Annotated in this window: 8 protein-coding genes; 5 read left to right on the top strand and 3 right to left on the bottom strand. The window is 70.3% G+C overall.

The features are described 5' to 3' along the window. Positions 1 to 1,312 (bottom strand): zinc-ribbon domain-containing protein (locus D7Y13_RS49070; RefSeq protein WP_208734516.1); only part of this gene is annotated, 1,312 nt, incomplete at its 3' end. A 168-nt stretch (positions 1,313 to 1,480) separates the two neighbouring features. On the opposite strand from D7Y13_RS49070, the gene D7Y13_RS33770 reads away from it, so the two are divergent. Further along, a complete protein-coding gene (locus D7Y13_RS33770) occupies positions 1,481 to 2,161 on the top strand; it encodes a polyhydroxyalkanoate synthesis regulator DNA-binding domain-containing protein (protein WP_120585137.1) in 681 nt (226 codons plus the stop codon). Positions 2,162 to 2,212: 51 nt separating this feature from the next. Here D7Y13_RS33770 and D7Y13_RS33765 read toward each other — a convergent pair whose 3' ends face one another. Next, positions 2,213 to 3,019 (bottom strand): ParA family protein, encoded by an 807-nt coding sequence (locus D7Y13_RS33765; protein WP_120536142.1) that lies wholly within the window; start codon positions 3,017 to 3,019, stop codon positions 2,213 to 2,215. A gap of 25 nt (positions 3,020 to 3,044) precedes the next feature. After that, positions 3,045 to 3,365, bottom strand: coding sequence for a hypothetical protein (locus tag D7Y13_RS33760; protein WP_120536138.1), 321 nt, complete (start codon positions 3,363 to 3,365; stop codon positions 3,045 to 3,047). A gap of 186 nt (positions 3,366 to 3,551) precedes the next feature. Between D7Y13_RS33760 and D7Y13_RS33755 the strand changes: the two genes are divergently transcribed. The 4 genes from D7Y13_RS33755 to D7Y13_RS33740 all read left to right on the top strand — a co-directional run bounded on the left by D7Y13_RS33755 (position 3,552) and on the right by D7Y13_RS33740 (position 8,248). Then, the gene (locus D7Y13_RS33755; protein WP_120536139.1) at positions 3,552 to 4,472 is read left to right on the top strand and encodes an ArsA family ATPase; all 921 of its coding nucleotides are present in this window, start codon (positions 3,552 to 3,554) and stop codon (positions 4,470 to 4,472) included. After that, entirely contained in the window at positions 4,469 to 5,581 is a 1,113-nt protein-coding gene (locus D7Y13_RS33750; protein WP_120585136.1) for an ArsA family ATPase, read from the top strand. The genes D7Y13_RS33755 and D7Y13_RS33750 overlap by 4 nt, the downstream gene beginning before the upstream one ends. Positions 5,582 to 5,830: 249 nt before the next feature. Next, complete coding sequence (locus D7Y13_RS33745) at positions 5,831 to 6,985, top strand: tetratricopeptide repeat protein (RefSeq protein ID WP_233595821.1); 1,155 nt, start codon at positions 5,831 to 5,833, stop codon at positions 6,983 to 6,985. A 69-nt stretch (positions 6,986 to 7,054) separates the two neighbouring features. After that, positions 7,055 to 8,248: a M48 family metalloprotease gene (locus tag D7Y13_RS33740; protein WP_120585135.1), complete on the top strand. Its 1,194-nt coding sequence runs from the start codon at positions 7,055 to 7,057 to the stop codon at positions 8,246 to 8,248. Positions 8,249 to 8,381: the final 133 nt, after the last annotated feature.

The following is an 8,381-nucleotide window of genomic DNA, read 5'->3' as shown; positions in this document are numbered from 1 at the left end:
AGATGGGTATAAGAGACAGGTCGATGGACGCGAAGGGGTCCTCGGACTCGAAGCTCGGCGCCGGTGCGGCGAGCGCGGGCGAAGGGGCGCGTGCCCCATGCGGAGCGCCCGTCACGACGGTGTTCGCGGCCGGCGGCGCGGCGGCGGGAGCATCGTCCAGCGAGAAGTCGAAGAGCGGGTCGGCAGCGGCGGCCGCGACTGGAGCGGGTCGCCCCGTCGGCGCGGGTCCGCTCCGGGGCTGCGCGGAAGCGCCGGCCCTGGCACCCGCGCCGGAAGGCTGCGCGGAAGCACCGGCCCCAGGCCCTGGAGGCTGCGGGGAAGCTCCGGCCCTGGCACCCAAGCCCGAAGGCTGCGCGGAAGCACCGGCCCCGAAGGCGTCGGACGCCCCCGGGAACGCACCAGGGCCCGTGGAACGCGCGGAAGGTCCGGAGGCGAAAGCCCCAGGCCCCGAAGCGTGCGCGGACGGATCCCCCAGGGAGTCATCGAACTCCAGCGGCGCGGAAGAGGCCCCGAAAGCCCCCAGGCCCGGCGGCGGCGCGGAAGGCCCTGCCTGGAACGGGCTGGGAGCCGAAGGCGACGGTGAAGCACCCGGACGAAGCGCACCGGGAGGCCCCGCCGCGAACGCCCCCGGAGGCGCGGCCCGAGGGGCTGGAGGCGCGAAGGCCCCGGGGGGCACCGACCGCATGCCCGTGACCGACGGCCTGGGCGGAACACCGGGCCCCGTCGCGGCCACCGGCCGGGATGTCGGCAAGGCCACGGGGGGAGCACTGGCCGGCGCGGGCAAAGGTCCAGCATCGGACATGAAATCCGCGAACGGATCCTCCTCGTTCAGCCCGGACAGGTTCACCGGAGGAGGCGCTGGAGCGGGGGCCACCTGCCGCCGGGCCGCGATGCCAGGAGACGCCGTGGGCGCATCGAAGGGGGTCAGTGGCCCCCTGGCACCCTGCGAGGCGGGGGCCCGGACGGGAGCCGCTTGCGCGTCGTCCACGTCGATGTCCACATCGACTTCACCCCACGAGCGCGCGGGGGAAGGTCTCGCCCCGGGCGCGCCAGGGCCTCCGGGCGCGTAGTAGGCCGAGCCCGGACGGGTGACCTCCCCGGTGGGTTCGGGGGCGGCACCAAACGCCTGGAACGGGTCCGCCTGCTCGGCCGGAGCCGGAACTGGCAGGGGGGCCCTCAGGTCAGGCGCGGGCTCGCGCGCGACCCGAAAGGTGTTCTGGCATTTGGTGCAGCGGACCTTGACCCCCTTTTCCGTCACCTTCTCGTCGGGGATCTTGAACCGCGTCTGGCACTGTTCGCACTGGACGATCATGAGGTAGGGCCGGGGGGAGTTGGAGCATAGGCCCACCAAGAGGGCGCGGCGAGTCGGACCCGGGTAACTTGCTCGCTTCGAACCCCTTTGATACGAGGTTCGCCCCTTTGGAACTCAAGTAGTAAACCAGTAAATGCCAAGGCGCAGCCGGGGTCGGAGACGACAGACATGAGCGAGGCCGAGCAAGCAGGCGCTCCCAGCAGCAAGGAGCCGAAGATCATCAAGCGCTACACGAACCGGAAACTCTACGACACCGTGGAGAGCCGGTACGTCACCCTTGATGAAATCGCCGCGATGATCAAGGAGGGAACCGAGGTGCGGATTGTCGATAACCGCACGAAGGAAGACCTGACCTCGGTCACCCTGGCGCAGATCATCTTCGAGGAGGAGAAGAAGAAGAACCAGATGCCGCTGTCGGTGCTGCGGGAGATCATCCGCCACCCCGGCGAATCCATTTCCGGGTTCATCCAGAAGGAAGTCACGCCGCGCGTGGCCTCCATCCGCGAGGAGGCCGAGCAGCGGTTGGACAAGCTGCTGCGCCGCGAGGACGGCTCGCCGGAACCCACCCCGGAGCCCACCGCCGCCGCCCCCGCGCCTGTTCCGGGCACCTCGGCGGAGGCCGCCACCGCGAGCCTCAACCCCGCGGAGCTGCTCAAGGCCAGCCAGCGCGCCTTCGAGGACTTCCAGCGCCGCGTGGATGAGCGCGTGAAGCAGGTCGTGGAGAACCTCACCGGCAACCTCCCCGCCCTGGGCCGCGACATGCAGGCCCTCACCCAGCGGCTGGAAGAGCTGGAGAAGAAGCTCGACGCCGTGGAGAAGGCCGACAAGAAGGACGCCGGCGCCGCGTAGGCGTCGGGTGCGGCCTCCGGTGCCCGAGCGGCTTCCACCGCCGGGCGCCGCTCAGGCCACCTTTCGGGGGGCCCGCTTCCGCTTCGTCGGGGCGGGCCCGCCGTGGATCTCCGCCGCGATGGCCGCGAGCATCCTCGCCCCCGGACTCCGGGGTGCGTACTCCCACACCGTCTTGCCGTGGCTCTGGGCCTCGTCCACCTTGACGCTGTAGCCCAGTGGCGTGGCCGCGAGCGCGTCCGGGAAGTACGTCTTCAGGCGCTCCAGGATGGCCGTCGCCAGCGCCGTCTTGCGGTACAGCGTGGGCACCACCTTGGTGACGCGCAGGTCCGGACGTCCCTCGGACTCGCCCACCTGGCGCACCGTCTCCGCCAGTTCGGCGCACCCATCCAGCGCCAGGTACGTCAGCGCCACCGGCACCACCACCTCCGTGGCCGCCACCAGGATGTTGCGCGTGGTGAGCCCCATGGAGGGAGGCGCGTCGAACAGCACGACGTCATAGCCCGCGGCTTCCGCCTCCCGCATCCGGTCCGCCAGCCGGTGCGCCCGGCGGGCATCCTGCGCGACCACCACCGGGAAGTCCGCCATCTCCTTGTACGCCGGCACCACGTCCAGGCCGCTCACGCCCGTCGGCTGGATCACGGACGCGAGCGTCACATCCGGGTCCGTGAGCAGGTGGAAGACATTCCGGGGCAGCGTGCGCACATCCAGGCCCAGCGACTTGCCCGCGTGGCCCTGCGTGTCCAGGTCCACCAGCAGCACGCGGCAGTGCTTCGTCAGCGCGAGCCACGCGGCGGTGTTCACCGCGAGCGTCGTCTTGCACGTGCCGCCCTTCTCGTTGATGAACGCGATGCGACGCATGGCCATGCCCCCGGGAAGGCGTGCGCTACTTCTTCTTCGGGTTCGAATTCGAAGCGGCGTGCTCCACGAGCGTGTCCACCTTGCCCTCGACGGAGGAGAGCAGCCGCTCCAGGTCATCCACCTTCGAGCGCAGCTGCTCCAGGTCCGCGGTGGACGGCAGGTTCATGGCCGACAGCGCCGTGCGCAGCGCGGTGTCCAGCGTTCCCTTGGCCGCGAGCGAGCGCGACACCAGCGACTGCACTGCCGCCACGAACTTCTCGTTGGAGAGCAGCTGCTGCGCGAGCTTGCCCACGCGCTCCTCGCCCGTCTCCACGAGCATCTTCATCATCGGATTGTTCTTGAGCATGGCTTGGAACCGTTCAGGTCCTGGCCCGCCGGGCTTCGGCCCCGGGGACGGGCGGGACGTCGGGAAGAAGACGCCGCACTCTGGGAGGGGCCAACGCGACGTGTCAAGCAGGGCAACAATGGGTGTTTCCCGTCGTGGACTCTCGTTGACTCTCCAGGGGGCCATCCCTACGGTTCGCGCGCCCTTATGCCCGGACTGCTCGACAAACGTCTCTGGATCGTCTCCGGCAAGGGGGGCGTGGGAAAGACCACCGTCGCCGCCGCGCTGGCCCTGGCCTCCGTCCGCGCCGGGCGCCGCACCCTGGTGTGCGAGGTGAACACGCAGGAGCGCGTCAGCCGCTTCCTGGAGCTGCCCGAAGCCGGCCCGGAGGTGAAGAAGCTGGAGGAGAATCTCTGGGCGGTGGACGTGCGCCCCCAGGAGTCCATGCGCGAGTACGGCCTGATGGTCCTGCGCTTCGAGACCCTCTACAAGACGGTCTTCGAGAACCGGCTGGTGCGCTACTTCCTGCGCTTCATCCCGTCGCTGCAGGAGCTGGTCCTCCTGGGGAAGATCCTCTTCCACCTCCAGGAGAAGCTGCCGGACGGCCGCTGGAAGTACGACACGGTGGTGCTGGACGCGCCCGCCACCGGCCACGCCATCTCCTTCCTGAGCGTGCCGCAGGTGCTCCTGCAGACAGTGCCGCCGGGACCGATGACGCGCGAGGCGCTGAAGATGCGCGACCTGCTGGTGGACCCCGGCGTCACGGCCGCGGTGCTGGTGGCGCTGCCGGAGGAGATGCCGGTGAACGAGGCGCTGGAGCTGCACAGCGCGCTGCGCGACCGGGTGCACATCCGCACGCACGCGGCGGTGCTCAACCAGGCGTTTCCGCAGCGCTTCACGGAAGCGGACCTGGAAGCGCTCTCGGGCTCTCCGGAACTGCTCAAGGTGGCGAAGGCGCACCATGACCGGGCCTCGCAAGCGGTGCTGGCGGGAACGAAGCTGGAGCGCAACCTTCACGCGCCGGTGTACACGGTGCCGCGGCTGTTCGTGCCGCGCTTCGGACGGGACGCGGTGGAGACGGTGATGGGCCACCTGCAGACACTGGTGACGGGAGGCGCGGGAGCATGACGGCGCTGCAAACGGCGCTCGCGAACAAGCGCGTGCTCATCTGCGTGGGCTCGGGCGGCGTGGGCAAGACGACGGTGGCGGCGACGCTCGCCCTGCGCGCGGCGGTGGATGGACGCCCGAGCATCGTGTGCACCATCGACCCGGCGAAGCGCCTGGCCAACTCGCTGGGCCTGTCCGGCCTGGGCAACACGGAAGCCGAAGTGCCGGCCTCCGCGCTGGAGCCCCTGGGCGTGCACCCCAAGGCGGCGCTGCACGCGATGATGCTGGACATGAAGGCCACCTGGGACGACCTCATCACCCGCGTGGCCCCGCCCGAGCAGCGCGAGCGCATCTTCGCCAACCGCTTCTACCAGTCCCTCTCCACGGCCCTGGCGGGCAGCCAGGAATACATCGCCATGGAGAAGGTGTGGGACCTGCGCCGCAGCAAGGACTACGAGCTGGTGGTGTTGGACACGCCGCCCACCGCGCACGCGCTGGACTTCCTGGACGCGCCCAACCGGGTGCTGGACTTCCTGGACAACGAAGCGGCCAAGTGGCTCCTCACGCCCGCGCTGAAGGCGGGCAAGGTGGGCCTGTCGCTCTTCAACCTGGGCGGCAGCTACGTGACGCGCGCGCTGTCGCGCTTCACCGGTACGGAGATGCTCCAGGAGCTGTCGTCCTTCATGGTGACGCTCTCCTCCATGAACGAGGGCTTCCGTGAGCGGGCGCGCGGCGTGCGCGAACTGCTGGAGGACAAGACGACGGGGTTCGTGCTGGTGACGAGCCCCAACCCGGAGCGTCTGGACGAGGCCATCCACTTCCACGGCCTGCTCAAGCAGAACCGCATGGAGATGACGGCCATCGTGGTGAACCGCGTGCACCCGGTGCCCACCCCGGAGCTGTGGAAGGACGCGGCCTCGCTGACGCCCACCCGGCGCGCGAAGGTGGAGGAGACGCTGCGCGAGCTGCAGGTGCTCGCCCAGCAGGACCTGGAGGGCATGGCGCAGCTGCGCGCGGCCTGTCCGGGCACGCCCCTCATCCAGGTGCCCCGCTTCGGGCTGGACGTGCACGACCTCACCGCCCTGTGGAACACCGGACGCTATCTGCTGGGCGACGACATCCTCGCCTGAGCCCCCTCCCCCACCGGGCGTGACGCCGGCCCCCCAGAGCTTCTGGGGGATGTTTCCGGCGGATATTTCCGGCGGCAGGCATGGCAGGCGTGCGGCGCGCAGCGCGGGGACGCGCCCCGCATTAGACTGGCCTGGCCCGAAGGCAGGCGGTGGAACCTCCAGGGAACCCACCGGGTCTCCGGGATGTCGATGTCCGGCAAGCCACGGCGGGACAGGCGGACTCCGGAAGGAAGCAGGCGCATGGACGGCATGAAACGGATGAGTGCAACCGGAGGCGCCCGGCGATGGCTGGGGCTGGGCGCGCTGGCCCTGGGACTGACGCTCACGGGCTGCCGCACGACGGGCACGGCGGCGAAGCCGGGCGCACCACAGGCGAAGCAGGTGGTGGAGTTCGACCCCGTGACGGTGACGGCGGACCTGGAGCTGGACCGCCTCAACGACGAGGAGCTCTTCGCCGGCGGCACCTCCGCCTTCGCGGCCAACGACTTCAAGCAGGCGGCGCGCTACTTCGGCCGGCTGGTGGACTTCCACCCCGACAGCCCGCACCGCCGCCAGGCGCTCTACAACGCGGGGCTCGCGCACCAGCGCCTCAAGGAATGGGATGACGCCTATGGGCGCTTCTCTGAACTGGCGGAGCCGGCGAAGGGCCAGGGGGACGCGCTGGAGGCATCCTTCCGCGTGGCGGAGACGCTCTACCACCTGGAGCGCTACGACGAGGCCACCCAGATGCTGTCCACGCTGGTGGCGCGCGACGACCTGCCCGCGGGCCGCCGCATCGAGGCCCAGGTGCAGCAGGGCATCTGCCAGGTGGAGTCCGGCAAGACGGACGACGCGGAGGCCACGCTGCGCAAGGCGCTGACCGCCTACGACGCCCTGCCGGACAAGGCGGAGGTGGAGGACTACTTCCCCGCGCAGGCGCACTTCTTCGTCGGGGAGATCTACCGGCTGCACTACGAGGCCGTGAAGCTGGAGGCCAGCCGGGGCAGCGACGGGCTGGCGAAGGACCTCAACTACAAGGCGGAGCTGCTCCTGTCCGCGCAGGGCCACTACCTGCGCTCCATCCGCGTGGGCAACGGCTACTGGGCCACCGCCGCGGGCGCGCAGATTGGCGCCCTCTACGAGAACCTCTACGAGCACATGGTGAACTCGCCCACGCCCCCGGAGCTCAACGCCGAGGAGGCGGGCGTCTACCGCCAGGAGCTGCGCAAGAAGATCCGCGTGCTGCTCACCAAGTCCATCAACATCTACGAGCGCACCCTGGAGGCCGCCGAGCGCATCGGTTCGCAGAGCGCCTTCGTGGACCGCACGCGCCAGAGCCTGGAGAAGGTGAAGAGGCTGCTGCTCGCGGACGCGGACGGCGAAAGCGCCCCCGAGCCCGAAGGCGCCGCCGCGCCGCACTCCTGAGCCCGCGGCCTGACGGGGGCCCGCTGGGCACGGGGCCACCTGGGGGCGTAGCCTCGCGGTCCACTGCCCATGGAACCGCTCTTCACCCCCGAACAGCTCGCTGAGATCCACGCCTACCACCAGCCCCACTACATCCGCGCGGCGGTGGACCCGCTGGTGCAGGTGGCGCTGGCGGTGCTGCTGCTGGCGGTGCTCGTGCGCCCCATCTACCGGGGGGCCACGGCGGCGGCCGCGGCCCTGGAGCGCAGGTTCGGCTTTCTTCGCACGGCGCCGGTGAGCCGCGCCTTCTTCATGGCGATGGACCGGCTGTGGGGCGAGTCCGGCTGGGGCGCCGCCATCTTCTTCGCCCTCTTCATCGACCTGGCCACCCAGGTGCTCTACGCCCCCGCGAACGTCTGGTTCTACTACGTGCTGGAACACCGGTACGGCATGTCCAACCTCACGCCGCTGACCTTTGCCTGGATCTGGTTCAAGGGCATCGTCGTGACCGCGCTCGCGCTGACCGCGCTCGTCGTAGGCATGTACGGCCTGGCCCGCCGCGTGCGCCGTTGGTGGTTGGTGCTGGGCGTGCCGGTGGCGCTGCTGATGCTGGTGGCGGCGGCGTTGGACCCGTACCGCGCCCGCCTCTACTTCGACCAGGCGCCCCTCCAGGACGGCCCGCTGCGCTCGCGCATCACCGAGCTGATGAAGAAGGCGGACATCCCCTTCTCCGACGTGGTGGTGGAGAAGACGTCCGTGACGTCCAAGCGCGTGCAGGCGTACTTCGCCGGCCAGGGCCCCACGCGCACCATCGTCCTCAACGACGTCATCGTGAAGGAACTCTCCGAGGACGAAGTGCTCGCCGCCGTGGCGCACGAGGCGGGGCACGTCAACGAGGCCCGCTGGCCCGGTCGCATCGCCTCGTCGCTGGCCCTGGTGGCCCTGCTCTTCCTCATCGACCAGGTGCTGCGCCTCTCCGCCCGCCGGGGCTGGTGGGGTGTCCAACGCACGGGCGACATCCGCACCCTGCCCCTCGTCTCGTTCCTCGTCTTCCTCTTGATCAACATCGGGGCCCCCATCTCGGGGGCCCTCTCCCGCGAACGCGAACGCGAGGCGGATCGCTACGGCCTGCGACTCACCGGAGACCGCGACGCCTTCCGCCGCATGCTGGTGAAGGCCGCCCGGGTGAACAAGATGGACCCGGAGCCGCCCCGCTGGCTCGTCCTCAGGGGCATGAGCCATCCCCCCATCGGGGAACGGATCGCCACGCTCGACGTGCCCTGACCTCTGTCCTGCATCAAGAAGCTGCCGGTGGATGGGCCCCCACTCCACGAACTCCCCCTCGCCCACCAGGCCCATCCTCCAGCAGCCGCCCCCGGACCGCTCCCCAACTGTCCGGCGGCAAATTCCGTCTTGA

The organism is Corallococcus praedator, assembly GCF_003612125.1.
In the GTDB taxonomy this organism is placed as follows: Bacteria; Myxococcota; Myxococcia; order Myxococcales; family Myxococcaceae; genus Corallococcus; species Corallococcus praedator.
The sequence above is the reverse complement of the archived record's forward strand: the minus strand, read 5'-3'. Positions and strand labels throughout refer to the sequence as shown.

Excerpts from the sequence above, each read along its gene's own strand:
- D7Y13_RS33755 (WP_120536139.1), top strand. The coding sequence starts at position 3,552 with ATGCCCGGACTGCTCGACAAACGTCTCTGGATCGTCTCCGGCAAGGGG.
- D7Y13_RS33760 (WP_120536138.1), bottom strand. The coding sequence starts at position 3,365 with ATGCTCAAGAACAATCCGATGATGAAGATGCTCGTGGAGACGGGCGAG.
- D7Y13_RS33770 (WP_120585137.1), top strand. The coding sequence starts at position 1,481 with ATGAGCGAGGCCGAGCAAGCAGGCGCTCCCAGCAGCAAGGAGCCGAAG.
- D7Y13_RS33750 (WP_120585136.1), top strand. The coding sequence starts at position 4,469 with ATGACGGCGCTGCAAACGGCGCTCGCGAACAAGCGCGTGCTCATCTGC.
- D7Y13_RS33740 (WP_120585135.1), top strand. The coding sequence starts at position 7,055 with ATGGAACCGCTCTTCACCCCCGAACAGCTCGCTGAGATCCACGCCTAC.
- D7Y13_RS33745 (WP_233595821.1), top strand. The coding sequence starts at position 5,831 with ATGAAACGGATGAGTGCAACCGGAGGCGCCCGGCGATGGCTGGGGCTG.
- D7Y13_RS33765 (WP_120536142.1), bottom strand. The coding sequence starts at position 3,019 with ATGCGTCGCATCGCGTTCATCAACGAGAAGGGCGGCACGTGCAAGACG.